This is a genomic window from Limnohabitans radicicola, assembly GCF_014837235.1.
GTDB lineage: Bacteria > Pseudomonadota > Gammaproteobacteria > Burkholderiales > Burkholderiaceae_C > Limnohabitans_A > Limnohabitans_A radicicola.
On the sequence record NZ_JACYFT010000001.1, the window covers coordinates 1,480,916 to 1,501,991 of the forward strand.

At 63.1% G+C, this 21,076-nt stretch carries 21 protein-coding genes; 15 read left to right on the top strand and 6 right to left on the bottom strand.

From position 1 onward, the window contains the following. Positions 1-81 precede the first annotated feature (81 nt). Genes yajC through secF form a run of 3 tightly spaced genes read left to right on the top strand, consistent with a single transcriptional unit; the run spans position 82 to position 3,303 of the window. Positions 82-417, top strand: coding sequence for a preprotein translocase subunit YajC (gene yajC, locus IC609_RS07315; protein WP_191818743.1), 336 nt, complete (start codon positions 82-84; stop codon positions 415-417). A gap of 37 nt (positions 418-454) precedes the next feature. Further along, positions 455-2,335 (top strand): protein translocase subunit SecD, encoded by a 1,881-nt coding sequence (secD, locus tag IC609_RS07320; RefSeq protein ID WP_191818744.1) that lies wholly within the window; start codon positions 455-457, stop codon positions 2,333-2,335. A gap of 14 nt (positions 2,336-2,349) precedes the next feature. After that, entirely contained in the window at positions 2,350-3,303 is a 954-nt protein-coding gene (secF, locus tag IC609_RS07325) for a protein translocase subunit SecF (RefSeq protein WP_191818745.1), read from the top strand. Here the strand turns inward: secF and dprA are convergent, their stop codons facing one another. Continuing rightward, positions 3,304-4,434, bottom strand: coding sequence for a DNA-processing protein DprA (gene dprA / locus IC609_RS07330; RefSeq protein WP_191818746.1), 1,131 nt, complete (start codon positions 4,432-4,434; stop codon positions 3,304-3,306). 178 nt (positions 4,435-4,612) lie between these two features. Between dprA and def the strand changes: the two genes are divergently transcribed. From def to IC609_RS07355, 5 genes are all read left to right on the top strand, one after another. Beyond that, positions 4,613-5,122, top strand: coding sequence for a peptide deformylase (gene def, locus IC609_RS07335; protein ID WP_191818747.1), 510 nt, complete (start codon positions 4,613-4,615; stop codon positions 5,120-5,122). A gap of 10 nt (positions 5,123-5,132) precedes the next feature. Then, complete coding sequence (gene fmt / locus IC609_RS07340) at positions 5,133-6,098, top strand: methionyl-tRNA formyltransferase (protein WP_191818748.1); 966 nt, start codon at positions 5,133-5,135, stop codon at positions 6,096-6,098. Further along, entirely contained in the window at positions 6,098-6,829 is a 732-nt protein-coding gene (locus IC609_RS07345; protein WP_191818749.1) for an AzlC family ABC transporter permease, read from the top strand. Before fmt ends, IC609_RS07345 begins: the two co-directional genes overlap by 1 nt. Next, positions 6,826-7,161 (top strand): AzlD domain-containing protein, encoded by a 336-nt coding sequence (locus IC609_RS07350; RefSeq protein ID WP_191818750.1) that lies wholly within the window; start codon positions 6,826-6,828, stop codon positions 7,159-7,161. Before IC609_RS07345 ends, IC609_RS07350 begins: the two co-directional genes overlap by 4 nt. Positions 7,162-7,267: 106 nt before the next feature. Then, the gene (locus IC609_RS07355; protein WP_191818751.1) at positions 7,268-8,461 is read left to right on the top strand and encodes a phosphoglycerate kinase; all 1,194 of its coding nucleotides are present in this window, start codon (positions 7,268-7,270) and stop codon (positions 8,459-8,461) included. A 96-nt stretch (positions 8,462-8,557) separates the two neighbouring features. On the opposite strand, the gene IC609_RS07360 is transcribed toward IC609_RS07355, so the two are convergent. Next, positions 8,558-9,673, bottom strand: coding sequence for a fatty acid desaturase (locus IC609_RS07360; protein WP_191818752.1), 1,116 nt, complete (start codon positions 9,671-9,673; stop codon positions 8,558-8,560). Between the two features lie 247 nt (positions 9,674-9,920). Between IC609_RS07360 and pyk the strand changes: the two genes are divergently transcribed. The 3 genes from pyk (at position 9,921) to IC609_RS07375 (ending at position 13,548) form a co-directional block, all read left to right on the top strand. Next, the gene (gene pyk / locus IC609_RS07365) at positions 9,921-11,354 is read left to right on the top strand and encodes a pyruvate kinase (protein WP_191818753.1); all 1,434 of its coding nucleotides are present in this window, start codon (positions 9,921-9,923) and stop codon (positions 11,352-11,354) included. 122 nt (positions 11,355-11,476) lie between these two features. Next, positions 11,477-12,541: a class II fructose-bisphosphate aldolase gene (gene fba / locus IC609_RS07370; RefSeq protein WP_191818754.1), complete on the top strand. Its 1,065-nt coding sequence runs from the start codon at positions 11,477-11,479 to the stop codon at positions 12,539-12,541. Between the two features lie 98 nt (positions 12,542-12,639). After that, positions 12,640-13,548: a phosphoribosylaminoimidazolesuccinocarboxamide synthase gene (locus tag IC609_RS07375; RefSeq protein WP_191818755.1), complete on the top strand. Its 909-nt coding sequence runs from the start codon at positions 12,640-12,642 to the stop codon at positions 13,546-13,548. Between the two features lie 52 nt (positions 13,549-13,600). Here the strand turns inward: IC609_RS07375 and IC609_RS07380 are convergent, their stop codons facing one another. Further along, complete coding sequence (locus IC609_RS07380) at positions 13,601-13,753, bottom strand: hypothetical protein (protein WP_191818756.1); 153 nt, start codon at positions 13,751-13,753, stop codon at positions 13,601-13,603. 118 nt (positions 13,754-13,871) lie between these two features. On the opposite strand from IC609_RS07380, the gene IC609_RS07385 reads away from it, so the two are divergent. Then, a complete protein-coding gene (locus IC609_RS07385) occupies positions 13,872-14,396 on the top strand; it encodes an Mpo1 family 2-hydroxy fatty acid dioxygenase (protein ID WP_191818757.1) in 525 nt (174 codons plus the stop codon). Between the two features lie 12 nt (positions 14,397-14,408). Here the strand turns inward: IC609_RS07385 and trxA are convergent, their stop codons facing one another. Further along, a complete protein-coding gene (trxA, locus tag IC609_RS07390; RefSeq protein WP_191818758.1) occupies positions 14,409-15,362 on the bottom strand; it encodes a thioredoxin in 954 nt (317 codons plus the stop codon). A 90-nt stretch (positions 15,363-15,452) separates the two neighbouring features. Here trxA and purE point away from each other — a divergent pair, with 90 nt between their 5' ends. Genes purE through IC609_RS07405 form a run of 3 tightly spaced genes read left to right on the top strand, consistent with a single transcriptional unit; the run spans position 15,453 to position 18,119 of the window. Next, complete coding sequence (purE, locus tag IC609_RS07395) at positions 15,453-15,953, top strand: 5-(carboxyamino)imidazole ribonucleotide mutase (protein WP_191818759.1); 501 nt, start codon at positions 15,453-15,455, stop codon at positions 15,951-15,953. Next, a complete protein-coding gene (locus IC609_RS07400; protein WP_191818760.1) occupies positions 15,950-17,131 on the top strand; it encodes a 5-(carboxyamino)imidazole ribonucleotide synthase in 1,182 nt (393 codons plus the stop codon). Before purE ends, IC609_RS07400 begins: the two co-directional genes overlap by 4 nt. A gap of 7 nt (positions 17,132-17,138) precedes the next feature. Beyond that, positions 17,139-18,119 carry an L-threonylcarbamoyladenylate synthase gene (locus IC609_RS07405; RefSeq protein ID WP_191818761.1) on the top strand — a complete coding sequence of 327 codons (981 nt, stop codon included), beginning with the start codon at positions 17,139-17,141 and terminating at the stop codon, positions 18,117-18,119. A 68-nt stretch (positions 18,120-18,187) separates the two neighbouring features. On the opposite strand, the gene IC609_RS07410 is transcribed toward IC609_RS07405, so the two are convergent. After that, complete coding sequence (locus tag IC609_RS07410) at positions 18,188-19,462, bottom strand: lipase family protein (protein ID WP_191818762.1); 1,275 nt, start codon at positions 19,460-19,462, stop codon at positions 18,188-18,190. 104 nt (positions 19,463-19,566) lie between these two features. After that, a complete protein-coding gene (gene dacB, locus IC609_RS07415; RefSeq protein ID WP_191818763.1) occupies positions 19,567-21,036 on the bottom strand; it encodes a D-alanyl-D-alanine carboxypeptidase/D-alanyl-D-alanine endopeptidase in 1,470 nt (489 codons plus the stop codon). Between the last annotated feature and the right edge of the window lie 40 nt (positions 21,037-21,076).

Consider the following 21,076-nt stretch of genomic DNA (forward strand, 5'->3'; position numbering starts at 1 on the left):
TACAATCCCCCGTTGGTCTGCAAGCGCCCCTCCAGGGCCTGTTTGCCGGAGATTCTTATTCCGTATTTGTGGAGTCACAAGATGTTCATTTCGTCCGCCTTTGCCCAAACCGCCCCCGCTGCTGCCGCTGCCGGTGGTGACATGCAGTCCACCTTGATGAGCATGCTGCCTTTGCTGCTGATGTTTGCCGTGCTGTATTTCGTGATGATCCGCCCCCAGATGAAAAAGCAGAAAGAGCACCGCGCCATGATCGACGCCCTGGCCAAGGGTGACGAAGTCGTGACCGCTGGCGGCCTGCTGGGCAAGGTCAGCAAGCTGGGCGACGCCAACATCGGCGTGGAAATCGCTTCGGGCGTTGAAGTCCAGCTGCAGCGCAGCGCTGTGGTCCAGGTGTTGCCCAAAGGCTCCCTGAAGTAATTCACCGTCTGCGCTTCACCTTTTCACGCGAGCCACTATGAACCGTTACCCGGTCTGGAAGTACGCGATCATCGTGATCGCCTTGTTGTTGGGGGTGATTTACACCCTGCCCAACTTTTTTGGTGAAGCGCCTGCGGTGCAGGTGTCTTCGGGCAAGGCCACTGTCAAGGTCGATGCATCGACCTTGCAACGGGTGGAGGACGCCCTGAAGTCGGCCGGGGTGACGGCGCAAGTGGTTTCGCTGGAGGGCGCGTCCATCCGTGCCCGCTTTGAATCGACCGACACCCAGCTCAAGGCCAAGGACGCGATCCAGAAAGCCCTGATCGCCGACCCGGCCGATCCGCAGTACGTGGTGGCGCTGAACCTGGTGTCGCGCTCGCCCGTGTGGCTGAGCAACCTGCACGCGGCCCCCATGTACCTCGGTCTGGACTTGCGCGGTGGCGTGCACTTCATGCTGCAGGTGGACATGAAGGCGGCGCTGACCCAGCGCATGGACGCCCTGGCGGGCGACTTGCGTGCGGTACTGCGTGAAAAAGACATCCGCCACGGCGGCATCGTGCGCAACGGCCAGAGCCTGGAAATCCGCCTGCGCGATGCGCAGCAACTGGCGCTGACCAAGAGCGTGCTGGGTAACCAGTTTGCCGAACTGCTGGTGACCGATGCGGTCGATGGCGCCGACATCAAGCTCAGCGCCAGCATGAAGCCTGAAGCCGCCCGCAAGGTGCAGGAGCAGGCGCTCAAGCAGAACATCACCACCTTGCACAACCGGATCAACGAACTGGGCGTGGCCGAGCCGGTGATCCAGCAGCAGGGCCTGGACCGCATCGTGGTGCAGCTGCCCGGTGTGCAGGACACGGCCAAGGCCAAAGACATTCTGGGCCGCACCGCCACGCTCGAAGTGCGCATGGTCGACGAGAGCACCGAAGCCCGTGCCGCCGAGCGCGAAGGTGGCCTGGTGCCCTTTGGCACCGACCGCTACCTGGAGCGCAACGGCCAGCCCCTGATCGTGAAAAAGCAGGTCATCCTGACCGGCGACAACCTGACCGACGCCCAGCCCGGCTTTGACAGCCAGACGCAGGAGCCGGTGGTCAACCTGACGCTGGACGCCAAGGGTGCCCGCATCTTCAAGGACGTGACGCGCGAGAGCATTGGCAAGCGCATGGCCATCGTCCTGTTTGAAAAAGGCAAGGGCGAAGTCGTGACGGCCCCCGTGATCCGCTCCGAAATCGGTGGCGGTCGCGTGCAGATTTCGGGCCGCATGACCACTGTCGAAGCCAACGACACCGCGCTGCTGCTGCGTGCGGGCTCGCTGGCCGCGCCGATGGAGATCATCGAAGAACGTACCATTGGCCCCAGCCTGGGCGCCGAGAACATCGCCAAGGGCTTCAACAGCGTGACCTGGGGCTTCCTGGTGATCGTGGCTTTCATGTGCATTTACTACATGATGTTCGGCGCGTTTTCGGGCATCGCGCTGGGCGTGAACCTGCTGTTCCTGGTGGCCATCTTGTCGATGCTGCAAGCCACATTGACGCTGCCGGGCATGGCCGCGATGGCGCTTGCTTTGGGCATGGCCATCGACTCGAACGTGCTGATCAACGAGCGTGTGCGTGAAGAACTGCGCAACGGAGCCAGCCCGCAAGCCGCCATCCACGCCGGATACGACCGCGCCTGGGCCACGATCCTGGACTCCAACATCACCACGCTGATCGCAGGTGTGGCCCTGCTGGCCTTTGGTTCCGGCCCGGTGCGCGGCTTTGCCGTGGTGCACTGCATCGGCATTCTGACCAGCATGTTCTCGGCCGTGTTCTTCTCGCGTGGTCTGGTGAACCTCTGGTACGGCAGCAAGAAAAAGCTCAAGGGCGTGTCCATCGGGACCGTGTGGCGCCCCGAAGGCTCTTCGGCCGTCAAAGCCGATTGAACGGGAGATCAGAGATGGAATTCTTCAAAATCAAAAAAGACATCCCGTTCATGAAGAACGCGTTGGTGTTCAACGCGGTCTCTTTCGTGACGTTTGCGCTGGCGGTGTTCTTCTTGTTCAGTCGCGGCCTGCACCTGTCGGTCGAGTTCACGGGCGGTACGCTGATGGAAGTCAGCTACACCCAGAGCGCTGACCTGGGTAAGGTGCGCAGCACGGTGGCCACGATGGGTTTCAGCGAAGTGCAGGTGCAAAACTTCGGCACAGCGCGGGATGTGATGATCCGCCTGCCTGCCCAAAAGGGTGTGAGCTCGGCCCAGCAAAGCGAGAAGGTGATGGCGGCCCTCAAGGCCGACGCGCCTGACGTGACGCTGCGCCGCACCGAGTTTGTGGGCCCGCAAGTGGGCGACGAGCTGGCGGTGGACGGCCTCAAGGCTTTGGCCTTTGTGGTGGTGGGCATCGTGCTGTACCTGGCGATCCGCTTCGAGTGGAAGTTCGCCGTGTCGGCCATCATTGCCAACTTGCATGACGTGGTCATCATCCTGGGCTTTTTTGCGTTCTTCCAGTGGGAGTTCTCTCTCGCTGTGCTGGCCGCTGTGCTGGCGGTGCTGGGTTACTCCGTCAACGAGTCGGTGGTGATTTTTGACCGGATCCGCGAGAACTTCCGCCGCTTCCGCAAGATGAGCACGGTGGAAGTGATCGACAACGCGATCACGTCAACCATCAGCCGCACCATCATCACCCACGGCTGCACCCAGATCATGGTGTTGTCGATGCTGCTGTTCGGTGGCGAGACGCTGCACTACTTCGCCATGGCGCTGACCATCGGCATCTGCTTTGGCATTTACTCATCGGTGTTCGTTGCTGCCGCCATTGCCATGTGGCTGGGCGTGACCCGCGAAGACCTGATCAAGCCCGTCAAGAAAGACGACGGTGACCCGAGCGACGAGAACCGCGGCGCGGTGGTTTGATCAAGCCTTGACCAGCCGTTGAAACAAACCGCCGGGCAAACGCGCGAGTTGCCCGGCAAGTTCCAGCTCCAGCAATTGCGCTTGCAGCTGGGCGGTGGCCAGGCCGCATCGGGTCTGCAGCGCGTCGAGTCCGATCGGATCGTGCCCCATTTGGGCTAGCAAACCTGAGTCTGCTGCGGCCGTCTCCGGCCGATCCTCATGTGACTGGGCAGGTGCATCGGGCCAGCGCAGTTCTTCCAGCACGTCCTGTGCAGACTCCACCAGTTTGGCGCCTTGTTTGATGAGCGCATGGCATCCCTTGGACTGCGGTGAGTGGATCGAGCCGGGAATGGCGAAGACGTCGCGGCCTTGCTCCAGGGCCTGCTTGGCGGTGATGAGCGAGCCCGATTGGAGTGCAGCCTCGACCACCAGGGTGGCCTGCGACAAGCCCGAGATGAGGCGGTTGCGTTTGGGGAAGTTGGCGTTGAGCGGCGGCGTGCCCAGCGGGTATTCGCTCAGGATCAGGCCCTGCGCTGCAATGCTGTGGGCCAGTGCCAGGTGTTGCTTGGGGTAGACCCGGTCCAGGCCTGTCCCCACCACGGCGATGGTCGCCAGTTGGCCCGGCTCGGCGCCTTGCAAGGCACCCTCATGCGCCGCGCCATCGATGCCCAGTGCCATGCCCGAGACCACGGTGAGTCCGCAAGCGGCCATGCTGCGTGCGAATTCACGCGCATTGACGCTGCCCTGCGGCGTCGGGTTGCGGCTGCCGACCATGGCGATGGCGTGGTGGGCCTGCAGCGGGTGCAGGTGTGCGGTCTGACCCATGGCATAGAGCAACAAGGGCGGATCGGCGGTGTCGAGCAGTGCGGCGGGGTAGTCGTTGTCACCCAGGGTGACGATGGCGCGTTCGGTGGGCTTGTCTTGCAGCCACTGCCAGGTGGCTTCCAGCAGCGCGGCCCAGCCCTGGGGTTCGCGTTGCAGGGCCTCGCTCTGCCTGGCCGACACCACTTGCCGCAGATCGTTTGGGCTTTGGTGCCACAGGTTTTCAGGCGGGCCAAAAGCGCTGAGCAGGCGGCGTGCGGCGTCGTTGCCGATGCCGTCTGTGAGCGTCAGGCGCAACCAATGCCCCAGCTCTTGCTCTGATGCAAGCATGTGTCTCCTCCCTGTCGATGCCTTTGCGGCTTTTGAGGAGATTTTGTGGCAAAGGTCGGGGGGCGGCAAGCCTGTGGGTTCCGCCATCCTGTGCCGAGCCTGAAGGGATTTGATCTGCCTGATCCATCGAACAGAGCTGATTTGACCGAAAATAGGGCTTCTAGTGGATCTCTCAATCATGGCCCTGCTTCCCATTCTTCGTTACCCCGACCCCCGCCTGCACAAGGTGGCCCAGCCTGTGCAAGCTGTCGATGCCCGTATCCGGACTTTGATCGCCGACATGCTGGAGACCATGTACGACGCCAATGGCATTGGCTTGGCGGCCACGCAGGTCGATGTGCACGAGCGTCTGGTCGTGATCGACACCTCCGAAGAGCGCGACCAGCCGCTGGTGCTGATCAACCCCGAGATCACCTGGATGAGCGACGAGCGCGTCAAGGGCGACGAGGGCTGTCTGTCGGTGCCCGGCATCTACGACGGCGTGGAGCGCGCAGTGCAGGTCAAGGTCACGGCGCTCGACGGCGAAGGCCGCAGCCGCACCATCGAAGCCGATGGCTTGCTGGCCATCTGCATTCAGCATGAGCTGGACCACCTCAAGGGCAAAGTGTTTGTGGAATACCTTTCACCCCTCAAGCAAGGCCGCATCAAGACCAAATTGGTCAAAGCGCTCAAAGCCGAGCAGGCTTGAAGGCAGTGCGATGCGACTGATTTTTGCGGGCACGCCCGAATTCGCCCGCGAAGCCATGGTGGCCCTGCACGTTGCCGGGCATGAGATCGTGCTGGTGCTGACCCAGCCCGACCGCCCTGCCGGGCGGGGCATGAAGCTGCAGTCCTCGCCCGTGAAGCAATGGGCGCTCGAACACCAGGTGCCCGTGGCCCAGCCGCGCAGCCTGCGCCTGGATGGCAAATACCCCGAAGACGCGGCTGCTGCACGCGACACCCTTTTGGCTGCGAAAGCCGACGCCATGATCGTGGCTGCCTATGGCCTGATCCTGCCGCAGTGGACGCTGGATTTGCCACCCCGTGGGTGCCTCAATATCCATGCCTCCCTCTTGCCGCGCTGGCGCGGTGCAGCGCCCATCCACCGCGCCATCGAGGCGGGTGACAAGCAAACCGGCATCACCATCATGCAGATGGACGCGGGACTGGACACGGGCGACATGCTGCTGGTGCGCACCGAGGCCATTTTGCTGACCGACACCACCGCGGTGCTGCACGATCGCTTGGCAACCCTGGGCGGCGAGGCCATCGTGCAGGCACTGGCGGGTATCGACCAGTTGCAGCGCCAGCCTCAGCCAAGCGAAGGCGTGAACTACGCACATAAGATTGAAAAAACCGAAGCTGCCCTCGACTGGACCTTGAGCGCCGAGCTGCTGGCGCGGCGCATCCGGGCCTTTGACCCCTTTCCGGGCATGACCGTGCCGCTCACGACCGAGGCGGGCACCGAAACCCTGAAGCTCTGGCAGGCCGTGGCCGAGCCTTTGCAGGCGGTGGCCGAGCCCGGCACCGTGGTGCAGGCCGATGCGCAAGGCGTGCGCGTGGCGTGTGGCCAGGGCCAGCTGTGCCTGACGCAACTGCAGCGCCCCGGCGGCAAGCGATTGAGTGCGGCCGACTTCCTGCGCGGTTGCCCCTTGAAGGCGGGCCAGCGCCTGGTGGTGGCCTGATGTTTTTCCTCTCGCGCCTGTACCGTCACCCGGCTTTTGTGGTGGGCATGCGCGAGGTGTCTCCGCAGTCGCCGGGCATCGCCGCCTGGGGCCTGATGACGGGCGTGGCCATGGTCAAGTCGGGCATGAGCGTGTTCGAGGCCAGTGCCATGACGCTGCTGGTGTTCGCGGGCAGCTCGCAGTTGGCGGCCATCCCGCTCATCGTAGCGGGTGCACCCGCCTGGGTGATCCTGGCCACCGGCTTTTGCGTCAACTTGCGCTTTGTGGTGTTCAGTCTGCATTTGCGCCAGTTCTTGATCCACTTGCCGCGCTGGCAACGCATGTTGCACGGCTACCTGACGGCCGACATCAGCTATGTGCTGTTCGTGCGCAAGTATGCCCACCCGGCCGAGACTGTCGAGGGACGGCTGGAGCAAGAGGCCTATTTGGCGGGCAACGACTTTTTGAATTGGTTGTCGTGGATCGTGGCGAGCTTTGTCGGCATCGCGCTGGCCAACCTGATCCCGCCCAGCTGGGGCCTGGGTTTTGCGGGCATTTTGTGCCTGCTGGGCATCCAGTGTTCGCTGGCCAGCTCGCGCATGCGCATGCTGTCGGCTGCTGTCGCTGGTGCTGCGGCGGTGGTGGCCTACAGCCTGCCGCTCAAGCTCAACATCGTGGTGGCGATTGCCGTGGCGGTGATCCTGTGTCTGACGGTCGAAAAGATCCGTCCGGCCCCTGGAGTGGCGGCATGAACGGTACCGACCTCTGGACCCTGGCCGTCATCGTCGGCTTGGCGCTGGTCACCGTGCTCACGCGCAGCTTCTTTTTCATTTCCAGTAAAAACTGGCAGCTGCCCCACTGGGCGCAGCGCGGCCTGCAATACGCGCCCATCGCGGCCCTGTCGGCGGTGGTGGTGCCTGAAATCATCACGGTGCAGGGTACCTTGATCACCACTTGGCAGGACGCCCGCCTGTTTGCCGCGCTCATGGGTGCAGGGGTGTATTTTTGGCGGCGCGATGTGCTCTTGACCATCCTGGCGGGCATGGCGGTGTATTTGCCGCTGCACTTGGGCCTCGGCTGGTAACGTGGATTCGGGCGTTGTTCGGGGTTCGTACCGGCTCCGACGTCAGCCCCTGTCAGAGCAGGCTTTTAAAATCTCGCTCAGTCATTTACCCCATGCGAGTCCACTCATGAACGTCATCCGTTTTTCCGACCTGTGCGCCCAGGGCAAAGCCCAGAACCAGCGCGTCTTCATCCGTGCCGACCTGAACGTGCCCCAGGCCGATGATGGCAGCATCACCGAAGACACCCGTGTGCGCGCCAGCGTGCCCTGCATCCAGATGGCGCTTGCCGCGGGCGCTGCGGTGATGGTCACTTCCCACCTGGGCCGCCCGACGGAGGGCGAGTTCAAACCCGAAGACTCGCTGGCCCCGGTGGCCAAGCGTCTGGGTGAATTGCTCGGCCGTGATGTGCCTCTGGTCGCCAACTGGGTGGACGGCGTGACCGTGGCCCCAGGGCAAGTCGTGTTGCTCGAAAACTGCCGCGTCAACAAAGGCGAGAAGAAAAACAACGAAGACCTGGCCCGCAAAATGGCTCAGCTCTGCGACATCTACGTGAACGACGCCTTTGGTACTGCCCACCGCGCCGAGGGCACCACCTATGGCATCGCCCAGTTCGCCCCCATCGCGTGTGCGGGCCCTTTGCTGGCAGCCGAGATCGATGCCATCGGCAAGGCCCTGGCCAACCCGAAGCGCCCGCTGGCGGCCATCGTGGCGGGCTCCAAGGTTTCAACGAAGCTGACCATCCTGAAAAGCCTGTCGCAAAACGTGGACCAGCTCATCGTGGGCGGCGGCATTGCCAACACCTTCATGCTGGCGGCGGGCCTTTCGATCGGCAAGAGCCTGGCCGAGGCCGACTTGGTGGGTGAAGCCCAAGCCGTGATCGAAGCCATGAAGGCGCGTGGCGCCGAAGTGCCGATCCCGACCGATGTGGTGGTGGCCAAGACTTTTGCGGCCGACGCTGTTGCGACGGTGAAGAAAGCCACCGAGGTGGCTGATGACGACATGATTTTGGACATTGGCCCCGAGACGGCCGCCAAACTGGCCGCTCAGCTCAAGGCTGCAGGCACCATCGTCTGGAACGGCCCGGTCGGTGTCTTCGAGTTCGAAGCATTTGCCAACGGCACCAAAGTCATCGCCCAGGCGATTGCCGAGTCCAGCGCGTTCAGCATCGCGGGCGGCGGCGACACATTGGCCGCCATTGCCAAATACGGCATCGAAAAGCAGGTGGGCTACATCTCGACCGGGGGCGGCGCGTTCCTCGAAATCCTGGAAGGCAAGACCCTGCCTGCTTTCGAGATCCTGACCAAGCGCGCAGCCGGTTGAGCTTGTGCAAGGCGGTGGTCCTGGGCTGCCGCTTTCATTGCCCAATAAAAAAACCCCGGATTGCGGGGTTTTTTGTTGTCTGACCTCAGGGCCCGATCAGGCCTGAGCTGCGGGCGGCAGGTTGCCGCGCACGGGGCTGGTCATGTTGCCCTTGAAGTCGGTCCAGCACTCGCGGGTGAAGTCGTACATCTTGCAATTCTTGGCCGTCTCGAAGTACCACTTCCAGGAGAAGGGCTGCACGATGATGCGACCGGGCAGCATTTCTTCAAGTTTGGCCTGGGCCTTTTTCAGGCGGTACAGGGGCACGCTCATGTCCACGTGGTGGGCGGTGTGCTCCATGATGTGGTGCATCAGTGCGCCGATGTTGAACGGGAAGGTCAGATGCACCGTGGTCGACACGAAGGGCGCGGCCTTGGTCCAGGCGGCCTTGTTGTCATGCCAGGAGACCTTGACGTGGGTGTGGTGCACATAGACCACAAAACCGATCATGCTGTTCCAGAAGAAGAACGGCACCGCAAAGCCCAGCAGCAGTGACAGCCAGACCGACTGGCCTGTGGCCACGGCGGCAGCGGCGATGGTGGCGATCCAGAAAGCGCCAAACACCGTCACCAGCGCGCTGTCCTTGAAGAAGATCGGGCGGCGTGTGGGCATGTGGGTTTTGTTGGGGAAGAACTCGCGCTTCCACCAGATCTCGATCATGTAGTACAGACCGGGCGCCCAGCCGCTGCGGTAGGCGCGCTCCAGCAGCTTTTGCAGGGGCGAGAGGGCTTCAAACTCGGCTGCCGTCAACGGGGTCCAGACGAAATCCACGCCTTTGAGGTTGGTGTAGCCGTGGTGTACCACGTTGTGGCCCGTGTCCCACAGGCTGTAGGGGGTGAGCGAGGGCAGGAACGCGATGCGGCCCAGCACTTTGTTGAGTTCTCGGTGCGGTGTCAGGCTTTGGTGGCAGGCGTCGTGGCCGATGATGAACAGGCGACCGATCACGAAACCAGCGGCCAAGCCGCACAGCAGTTTGGCCCAGACGGCATCGAACACCACAGTGCCTGCGATCAGCGCAAAAAACAAGGCGTAGTCGATGGCCAGTAGGACAAACGCCCGCAAAGTGGTCCGCTCGGACAGCGGCACCAGCCAGCCGCGGATGATCTTGCGGTGCGGCAGGGGTTGGTCCAGAGGTATGGGTTGGTCGGGGCTCGGCGTATGAAGTTCGGTCATGGAATTGCGCACAGGGGCTGTGCATCAGGGAAAACACTGAATCCTTGGAGTTTAGTGCTCGCAGGCCTGCGCTCGGCTGACAAGGATCAAATCCCCGCTTTTTATGGGGACGGCGAGGGATGCGGTGATTTTATCGCTGGACAGCGGTCTAAAGGGTGCTTTTACCGCGACGTGGTGTGTCGAAAGAACCGTCCATGTAACCGATTCCATGTGAAAATTGAAACCAAGTTACAAGGAGACCTTTCCCATGCCCCGCCACGCCACCAAGATTGTTGCCACTTTGGGCCCTGCCTCCAGCGATCCCGCATTGCTCGAAGCCATGATCCGCGCAGGCGTCAATGTGGTGCGTCTGAACTTCAGTCACGGCAAGGCACAGGACCACATCGACCGCGCCACGCTGGTGCGCGAGGCGTCCGTGCGTGCGGGCCGTGAAGTGGCCATCATGGCCGACTTGCAGGGCCCCAAGATCCGCGTGGGCAAGTTCGCCGAAGGCAAGGTGATGCTGGAGCCCGGTGCCGCCTTTGTGCTGGACGCCTCACGTACCGAGTTGGGCGACCTGCAGGGTGTAGGTCTGGACTACAAGGAATTGCCCCGCGATGTGAAGGCCGGGGATGTGTTGTTGCTCAACGACGGCCTGATTGTGCTGACCGTGGACGCCGTCAAGGGCGAACAGGTGCACACCACCGTCAAGCTCGGCGGCGAGCTGTCCAACAACAAGGGCATCAACAAGCAAGGCGGCGGCCTCACGGCACCGGCCCTGACGGCCAAGGACATGGAAGACATCAAGACCGCCATGAGCCTGAAGGCCGACTATGTGGCCGTGAGCTTTCCGAAAAATGCCACCGACATGGAAATGGCCCGTCAGCTGTGCAATGTGGCCGGTGCCGAGCATGGCCACAAGGCGGATCTGATCGCCAAAATCGAGCGTGCTGAGGCGATTCCCCGTCTGGAGGAAATTTTGCGTGCCAGTGACGGCATCATGGTGGCCCGTGGTGATCTGGCTGTGGAGGTGGGCAATGCCGCCGTGCCAGCCCTGCAAAAGCGCATGATCAAGCTGGCCAAGGAGCACGACAAGGTGGTGATCACCGCCACCCAGATGATGGAGAGCATGATCACCAACCCGGTGCCTACCCGTGCCGAGGTGTCTGACGTTGCCAACGCTGTGCTGGACGGCACCGACGCCGTGATGCTGAGCGCCGAAACCGCCGCAGGCAAGTTCCCGCTGGAGACGGTGCAAGAAATGGCCAAGATCTGCGCTGCCGCCGAGAGCGCCGAGGACCCCGCTTTGGACGCCGATTTCAAGGGCCAGACCTTCAGCCGCATTGACCAATCGATCGCGATGGGGGCCTTGTTCACCGCCCACCATTTGGGTGCCAAGGCCATCGTGGCCCTGACCGAATCGGGCTCCACCGCTTTGTGGATGAGCCGCCGCCGCGTGCATGTGCCAATTTACGCGCTGACCACCAAGCTGTCGTCGCAGCGCAAGATGGCGCTGTACCGCAACGTGCGCCCACTGCTGATGGACACCAGCGCCGACCGTGACACCGCGCTGGAACAGGCCGAGCGCCACCTCAAAAAGCGTGGCATCGTGAGCACTGGCGACGTGTACGCCATCACCTGTGGTGAGCCCATGGGTTCGCCCGGGGGCACCAACATGCTCAAGATCTGCCGCGTCGAGTGATACGCCCACTGCCTTGGCGTGGGTTCAGGGCGGCGTCAGACGCCACCCTTTAAAATCCCGGTCAGTTACAGGCTGGTTACCAACCGGCTCGCCAGTTTTCAAACTTTCTGGGAAATTTCACCATGGCACTCGTCTCGATGCGCGAACTGCTGGACCACGCAGCCGTCAATGGCTACGGCATTCCGGCCTTCAACGTCAACAATCTGGAGCAGGTTCAGGCGGTCATGACCGCGGCCGACGAAGTCGGTGCCCCGGTCATCCTGCAGGCGAGCGCAGGCGCACGCAAATACGCAGGTGAGCCTTTCATCAAGCACCTGATCCAGGCCGCTACCGAGCAGTGGCCGCACATCCCGCTGGTCATGCACCAGGACCATGGCCAAAGCCCGGCGGTGTGCCACGGCGCCATCGATCTGGGCTTTTCGTCCGTGATGATGGACGGCTCGCTGATGGAGGACGGCAAGACCCCCGCCAGTTTTGAGTACAACGTCGACGTGACCCGCCGAGTGGTCGACATGGCCCACAAGATGGGCGTGTCGGTCGAGGGCGAACTGGGTTGCCTGGGCAATCTGGAAACCGGTGAAGCCGGTGAGGAAGACGGCATCGGCGCCGAAGGCAAGCTGGACCACAGCCAGATGCTGACCGATCCCGAGGAAGCCGCCCAGTTCGTGAAAGCCACAGGCCTGGATGCGCTGGCCATTGCCATTGGCACCAGCCACGGCGCGTACAAGTTCAGCCGCAAGCCCACGGGCGACATCCTGGCGATCTACCGCGTCAAGGAAATCCACCAGCGCATCCCCAACACCCACCTGGTGATGCACGGCTCATCGAGCGTGCCGCAGGAGCTGCTGGCCCTGATCAACCAGTACGGCGGCAAGATGAAGGAAACCTACGGCGTGCCCGTCGAGGAAATCCAGGAAGCCATCAAGCACGGCGTGCGCAAGATCAACATCGACACCGACATCCGACTGGCCATGACGGCGGCTTGCCGCAAGTTCCTGGTGGAGAACCCCGACAAGTTCGACGCCCGCGAGTGGCTCAAGCCTGCCCGGGAAGCAGCCAAGCAACTGTGCAAGCAGCGTTATCTGGAGTTCGGTTGCGAAGGCCAAGCCCCCAAGATCAAGGGCGACAGCCTGCAGGTGGTGGCCGCCAAATACGCCAAGGGCGAGCTGGCCCAGGTGGTGAACTGAGCCGCCCAACAGGCGCTGAGCCTGCGATAATCTGCCTGAATGGCCCGTTGACTGTTCAACGGGCCTTTTTTCTTTTGTTTTCCTGAACTGTTCCTGCCATGACTTCTGCGCTGCACACCTCTGCCCTGACCTCCTTGCCTCTGCTGGCGCGTGGCAAGGTGCGCGACAACTACGCCGTGGGCGATGACCGCATCCTGATGGTGGCGTCGGACCGGATCAGCGCGTTTGATGTGATCATGGGTGAGCCGATCCCCGGCAAAGGCGTGTTGCTCACGCAGATGGCCTTGTTCTGGTTCGACAAGCTTGGCCCCAAGGGGCTGAACCTCTGCCCCATCCACCTGACGGGCGACGCACCGGAGAGCGTGGTCTCGGCAGAAGAAGTGCCCCAGGTCACCGGCCGCTCGATGCTGGTCAAGCGCCTCCAACCCATCCCGGTCGAGGCGGTGGTGCGCGGATATCTGGCGGGCAGTGGCTGGAAGGAGTACCAGGAATCCCGTTCGGTGTGCGGTGTACCGCTGCCCGAAGGCCTGCAAAACGCCAGCCAGTTGCCCGAGCCCATCTACACACCAGCGGCCAAGGCGGCGGTGGGTGAGCACGACGAAAACATCACTTTCGAGCGCACGGTGGAGATGATTGGCGCCGATCTGGCCACCCGCATCCGTGACATCAGCATCGCCATCTACAAGGCGGCCAGCAAGATCGCGGCCACCAAGGGCATCATCATTGCCGACACCAAGTTTGAGTTCGGTCTGGATGCCGATGGCACCCTGGTGCTGATGGACGAGGTGCTGACGCCCGACTCTTCGCGCTATTGGCCCGCCGACAGCTACAAAGCCGGCTCCAACCCGCCCAGCTTTGACAAACAGTTTTTGCGTGACTGGCTCGAAACCGCGCAGGTGGGCGGTAAGCCCTGGGACAAGACACCCCCGGCACCGCGCTTGCCGCAGGATGTGATCGAGCACACCGCGGCCAAGTACCGCGAAGCGCTGCAGCGTTTGACCGCCTGAGCGCGGTTTGACCCGACACAGGTGCGGTCGAGTCGTTGGATGACGCTGCGTGTCAGCTGCGCAGCGTGAACATTTTGATGCGGTTGAGCAACCAGCTGGTGCCCGCCGCCAGGCGCATGGGCAGGCTGGGTGTGCCCGCCGGTTCGTCATCGCCCAGAAGGCAACGAAGCTCTTCTGCTGTGACCAATGGCTTGCTGTGAATCATAAAATGAATACTTTTAATTGATTTATTGATTCTAAGGGCAAACACTGTGGACAGTGGGCATTAAAAATTCAAAAATCGACGAAAACCCCCTGCAACTGTTACCAAAGTACAACTCCCCATGCTGAGTTTTTTTCGCTCTGCCGAAGTCCTGATGGTGCAATATGCGCACTACCACCGGGACCGCCGCAACATCGTCACCCACTTTGTGGGCATTCCCCTGATCTTCCTGGCCATAGGCGTGCTGCTGGCGGCGCCCGTCTGGTCGGTGGGTGGGCTGGCGCTGACCCCGGCCTGGCTGATGTGGGGCATCACCAGCGTCTGGTACCTCAGCCGTGGACAGTGGCTGCTGGGACTGGCCACCAGCGTGGTCAATGGCGCACTGATCGCGCTGGCGCATCAACTGGTGGCCATGCCCCTGCCCTGGGGCATGGTGGCGTGGCAAATGGGCGTGGCCTTGTTTGTGATCGGCTGGGTCTTCCAGTTCATCGGGCACTACTACGAGGGCCGCAAACCCGCTTTTGTCGACGACATCGTGGGCCTGTTGGTGGGCCCGATGTTTGTGGTGGGTGAGGCGATGATGGCGCTGGGGTTGCTGGGCAACCTGCACCGGGCCATCGAGCGACAAGCTGGCCCGGTGCGCTGAGCGGTCTGACCCTCAGTTCAGCGCCATGCTGAGCTTGCGGCGGTAGCTGGCGACCAGCGCGGCTTGCGGGTCTTCCTGCAGAGCCGCTTTGCCCGTCAGTTCAATGCCGCCCGCGCTTTTGCCGGCATCTGGCGCGGCTTTGGGGGCGGGGGGTGTCAGCAATTCCAGAATGGCCACAAAAGTCTTGCGCGGGGCTTCCTCGTCCCACTTTTTGTCGCGCATGATGATTTCGAGCAACTCCTCCATGGCTGCGGTCCAGTCGCCGGCGGCCATCAGCAGGCGGCTCTTGGCGAAACGGGTTTCAAAGTCGCGCTTGTTCTGGCCGATCAGCTCGTCGAACTTTTCCAGGGGCCACTGGCCACGCGGGTCGGTGGTCACGAATTCCAAGGCATTGAGCATTTGCTGCAAAGCCTCAAAGCGCAGCGGCACCGGGATGCGGCTCATGGCCGGGGCGAGCAAGGCGGCGGCTTCGTTCAGTTCGCCAGCGTTGAGCAGCAGCTTGATCAGGTCGAAGCGGGCATCATCGTTGCCCGGGTCGTTGGCCAGGGCATTTTCGAGCGCAGCACGTGCACCGCCGTGGTCCCCTGCCTGCAGGTGCTGTTGGGCCTCCTCGGCAGCAGCCTGGGCCTGTAAAAACTCTTCACTGGGCAGGTGCTTGTCGAGGAATTGCTTGATCTGGCCTTCGGGCTGCGCACCCATGAAGCCATCGACGGGCTTGCCGCCTGCCATCAGGATGCAGGTGGGCAGGCTCTTGATGCCAAAAGCCTGGGTCAACTGTTGCTGGTCGTCGGCATTGACCTTCACCAGTTTGAAGCGTCCAGCGTAGGCGGTTTCGAGTTTTTCGAGCACCGGGCCCAGCGATTTACAGGGGCCGCACCAGTCGGCCCAGAAGTCCACCAGCACGGGCGTGACCAGGGAGGCGGCGATCACCTCGGGTTCAAAATTCTCTAGCGTGACATCGATCATGGTGGGGGCAACTCAGTACAAAAAGGGTGCGGCAAAAAGGCAGCGGGGGGCAAAACCTTAAAATCCGGTCTTGACAACGAAAAGCACCCAATGACTCAAGCGCTCATCGGCGTCGTCATGGGTTCCAGCTCCGACTGGGACACCATGCAGCACGCAGTCCAGATTCTCCAACAGTTTGGCATCCCCCACGAAGCACGCGTGGTTTCGGCCCACCGCATGCCTGACGACATGTTTGACTATGCACAGACAGCCGCCACACGTGGCCTGCAGGCCATCATCGCGGGCGCGGGCGGTGCGGCCCATTTGCCGGGCATGATCGCGGCCAAGACCGTGGTCCCGGTGCTGGGCGTGCCGGTGCAGACCAAGGCGCTGTCGGGCGTGGATTCGCTGCACAGCATTGTGCAAATGCCCAAGGGCGTGCCGGTGGCCACTTTTGCCATTGGTGCAGCCGGGGCGGCCAATGCCGCCTTGTTTGCTGTGGCCATGCTGGCCAACCACGATGCGACCCTGCGCAGCAAGCTCGAAGCCTTCCGTGCCGAGCAGACGGCCATGGCCCGCGCCATGACGCTGCCACCTGTGAGCGCAGCATGAACAAGCCCCTTCACAAAGCACTCTTGCCCGGCTCGGTCGTCAACGGCCAGCCCGCCACCCTGGGTGTGATGGGCGGCGGCCAGCTGGGTCGCATGTTCGTGCACGCGGCACAGGCCATGGGCTACTTCACCGCCGTGCTCGACCCCGACACCGCCAGCCCCGCCGGGCTGGTGAGCCACCACCACATCCAGACCGATTACCTGGATGAGCAGGGCCTGGCTCAGTTGATGCAACGCTGCGCGGCCATCACCACCGAATTTGAGAACGTCCCCGCCCCGGCACTGGTCACCTTGGGCGCACACCGCCCGGTGGCCCCAGCCGCCGAGGCCGTGGCGATTGCGCAGGACCGCGCCGCCGAGAAGGCCCATTTTGTGCACTGCGGTGTGCCGGTAGCACCGCACGCGGTCATCGCCACGCCCGCGCAGCTGGCTGCGGTGGGCGAAGACTTGCTGCCCGGCATCCTCAAGACCGCGCGCATGGGCTACGACGGCAAAGGCCAGATCCGCGTCAAGACCCGCGATGAACTGGCTGCCGCCTGGGATCAGCTCAAGAACGTGCCCTGCGTACTCGAAAAAATGCTGCCGCTGAAGGCCGAGTGTTCGGTCATCGTGGCGCGTGGTGCCGACGGGCAGATGGTGCATTTCCCGGTGCAGCTGAACCTGCACCGCGAGGGCATTCTGGCCGTGACCACCGTGAACGAAGGCGCGGTGCCCGCCGATCTGGCCGCGCAGGCGGTGGCCGCGACACGGGCCATTGCCGAAGGCATCCACTATGTGGGTGTGTTGTGTGTGGAGTTTTTCATCCTCGAAGGCGGCCAGCTGGTGGTCAACGAGATGGCACCGCGCCCGCACAACAGCGGCCACTACACCCTGGACGCCTGTGACCAGTCCCAGTTTGACCTTCAGGTCAGCACGCTGGCAGGCTTGCCGCTCACGCAGCCGCGCCAACACTCGCCGGCCATCATGCTCAACCTGTTGGGCGATCTTTGGCCCGAAGGCGGCGCGCCCGCTTGGGACGCGGTGCTGGCGCTGCCCGGCACGCACCTGCACCTGTACGGCAAGTTGTCGGCGCGCCCCGGTCGCAAGATGGGGCACCTGAACATCACGGGGGCCACGCCCGAGGCCGTGCGCGCCACCGCCTTGCAGGCGGCGGCGCTCTTGGGCATCGAAGCGTTCTGAGTCGGCCATGATCCTGAAGCCAGACGACCGCGCGATCGCGCAAGCCGCACAGGCTTTGCGTGATGGCCAATTGGTGGGCCTGCCCACCGAGACGGTCTACGGCTTGGCGGCCAACGCCTCCGACGACGAGGCAGTGGCCCAAATTTTTGTGGCCAAGGGCCGTCCCGCCGATCACCCGCTGATCGTGCACGTGGCCAGCGCTGCGCAGGTGCCGGTCTTTGCCGCGCAGGTGCCTGACTTTGCGCAAGCCTTGATCGATGCCTTCTGGCCCGGCCCCTTGACGCTGATCCTGCCGCGCCAGCACGGTGTGGCCACGGCTTCGGCCGGAGGACAGGACTCGATCGGTGTGCGCTGCCCATCGCACCCGGTGGCGCAGGCGCTGCTGTGTGCAGGCCTGGCCCTGGGCGTGCAGGGCGTGTCCGCGCCGAGCGCCAACCGCTTTGGCCGTGTGAGCCCCACCACGGCCGCGCATGTGCAGTCGGAATTGGGTCACGACTTGCTGATTCTGGATGGTGGCGAGTGCCCGGTGGGCATCGAGTCCACCATCATCGACTGCACACGCGGCGAGCCGGTGCTGCTGCGCCCGGGGCACATCACCCGTGCGCAGATCGAAGCCGCCTGCGGTCATGCGGTGCTGGACAAGGACGCGGTCAGTCAACCTGCCCCCCGCGCCTCGGGCACGCTCGAATCACATTACGCGCCGCGCGCCAAGGTGCGCTTGATGTCGGCGCAAGACATCGACGCGAGACTGCAGGCCCTGGGCCCGCACGCCAACAACCTGGGCGTGTGGTCGGCGCAGCAGCCCGATGCCGGGGCCGGGGTGGTCTGGCGCGCACAGCCGCAGAGCGCCGAGCACGCCGCGCACGATCTGTTCAGCGTGCTGCGCGCTCTGGATGCACGAGGCGTGCAGCAGATCTGGGTGCAGCTGCCCCCCGATACGCCCGAATGGGAAGGTGTGCGCGACCGCCTGCACAGGGCGGCGGCCTGACGCTGGTGCCTGGCTCTTGAGATCAAAAAAATGCCCGCTTCAAGCGGGCATTTTTGTGTTGGCCAAAATCACTTCACTGTGTCGAACAGGGCCTTGGCCTGTGCGTGGCAGAACGGTGGCTCGTATGTGCCGTGGTAGTTGCCGTAATAGGTGGCGGCATTGGCCTGGGTCACCGGACCATAAGTCGCTGCAACATAAGGATCGACGTCCACCGAGGTCACGTTTTTCAGGCCTTTCGCATCGAATGCGGCTTTCATCACAGCCTGGTGAATGGCTGGTGGCACAGTGGGGTCACCTGCGCCGCCACACAGCATGAGGGGCGATTTGGGACTCCAGTCCAGCAGGTCGTTTTTCTTGGCTGCAGCCACCACCGCATTGTTGGCGTTGGCGGTGATGTCCGAGATGAATGCGGACTGGAACAAGGCATCGCGGGCCTGGTTTGGCGTTTCGCCGTTGATGCCAGGCAACTTGCCGCTGGTCACGAGCGTGGTGTAGGTCAGCGTGGGGTTGGGCAAGAGGGTTTCGATCCAGTCTGAATACGGTGCCTTGAATGCGGTTTTGACATCGCTGTAGAGGTTGCCGTAAATCTTTTGCCATGCGGTGACCAGGTAAGGCACAAAGAACTGGTATCCCGCAATCGCATCGGTCAGTTTCATCGAGCCTGACAGGTTGTAAGGTCCGGCCAGGTGGGCGCCGGCCACAACGTTGATTTCCGAGGCCAGGTTTTTCTCGATCTCACGGTGAGCGGCCATCGACGAGTGACCGCCTTGCGAGTAGCCGGTCAGCATCACTTTGCCATTGAGGTTGGCACCCACAAACCCGGACGCGGCGCGCGCGGCACGGATCGAATCGATCACCGTGCTGGCTTCGGAATCGGCGTGCAGATAGGGGTGGAAGCTGTAGTTGGATTTGGCAAAGCCCAGGTAGTCTGTGGCCACCACCGCATAGCCTTGCGCTGCGTACATGGCAGCCAGCAAACCGGTTTCGCCATCGGTGGGGTTGGCCAGTGTGCGTGGCTTTTGCACATCGGTGCCTTTGGCATAGGCCACAAGCGGTGCGGCTGCGGTGCAACCGTCGCCCGTGGGCACCAGCATGACTCCGGAGGCATTGGATGTTTCGCCCTTGACGCCTGGTGTGTAGTAGTTCAGTGCAACCACCTTCACATCGCATTTGGCCTTGCCACTCAGCGCCACCAGTGGGCCTGCATCCAGCTGGGCTTTGGTGATGGTGGTCACCACGGTGGGAGATTCGACCAGCTTGCCCATGATGGAGTCCGAGCCTCCGCAAGCGGCCAGCAATGCGGCTGCGCCGACGAGAGATAAACCGAGTTTGAAATGCGCCATGTGTTGTCTCCTGTAAAAAAACGATCGTGCTTTTTTCTATCCTAGAAGATATACACCTCCCGCTGGCAGCGGGTAAACGCTAGGTTCTCTGGCGCATGTCCGAATTACTTTTTGGCTGCGGATACCGACCCGTTGTCCCGCACCGTCCACTCCAGCAAAGCGTCCAGCGCGGGCCGGGCCTGTTGGGCGTTGGCGTGGTTGAGCACGGCCACCAGGGTGTACATGCGACCGCTGTCGCCTTGCACGTAGCCCGCGATCGAGGCCACATCGCGCAAGGAGCCTGTCTTGAGCCAGGCTTTGCCGATGGCGGCCGCGTTGGGCTGCCGATCTTTGAGGCGTGCTGCGGTGCCATCGACGCCCGCGATGGACAGCGAGTTGCGGAAGGCTGGCGCCGCCTCCCCCTGGCTGGCCAACTGCAGCAGCGCTGTCAGCGATCGGGCGGTGCTGCGCTCGCTGCGTGACAGGCCCGAGCCGTTGTCCAGCACAGGGGCGGGCAAGCCGGGGAACTGGTTGCGCCACCATTGGTCCAGGCGCAGTCGGCTGGCTTCAAAACGTCCCGGCGCCCCCAGCTCGCTCGACAGCGTCAGGAACAGTTGCTGCGCCATCACGTTGTTTGAGAACTTGTTGATGTCGGCCACCACCTCGGCCAGTGGCAAGGAGCGGGCTTCGAGCAACAACTTGGCCTTGGCCGGGGTCGGGCCGTAAACGGTCTGGCCCGTGAGTTGGCCTTCGGCCTGCAGCCACAGGGCTTGAAACACCCGGGGCGCGTAGTCTTCGGGGTTAGGGTAGGCCACGGGCCAGGCGCGCTCGCCACAGCTGGCCGGGTAGCTGCCGGCAAACCGGGTCTGCAGGTTTTGGCTGAAGTCGGCCTTGAGTTCGCTGCGCCAGTCCTGGCAAGGGCCGCTGCGCAGCGGCACGTCAGCGGGCACGGACAGACCCGTCAGCGGCGGCTCGCTGCGCACCCGCGCCCTGCCGCTGGCCGGGTCGGGTGTGAAGGTGTAGATCACCGATTTGAAATTCAGCAGCGCGCCGTCGGGGCTCGCGTTGTAGGGGCGCAGGGGTTCATCGTCAAAGGGGTCTTTGCGTGGCGCAAGATCAAAGACACTGCGGTCAAGCACGATGTTGCCCCGCACCTCGCGCACGCCTTTCGCCATGATCTGACCGATCAGGTCCTGCAGCCGCTCGATCACCAGTTTGGGGTCGCCACTGCCGCGCACGATCAGGTTGCCTTGCAGCACACCGTCCTTGATCGGCCCGTCGGTGTAAATGCGGTTGCGCCAGGTGAAGTCCGACCCCAAGAGCTGCAGGCCCGCGTAGGTGGTGAACAGCTTCATGACCGAGGCGGGATTGACGGCGTCCTGCTCATGCTGCGCCAGTCTGGGGCGCCAAGCTTCGTTGGGCGCGGACGGCAGGGGCGCGATCAGCACGCTCAGGCTTTGAGGCGGCACCTGCGCTTGCCGCAAGGCCTTGATCACAGGCGCGGGCAAGGCCTGGGCGTGACGGGTTTGGGCCATGGGGGCCGAGCACACCAGTGCACAGAGCAGACCGGTCAGCAGTGGGGGGCAAAACTTCATGTGCAAAGTCTAATGGGCGGTATCTGGGCATGGGGGCCGT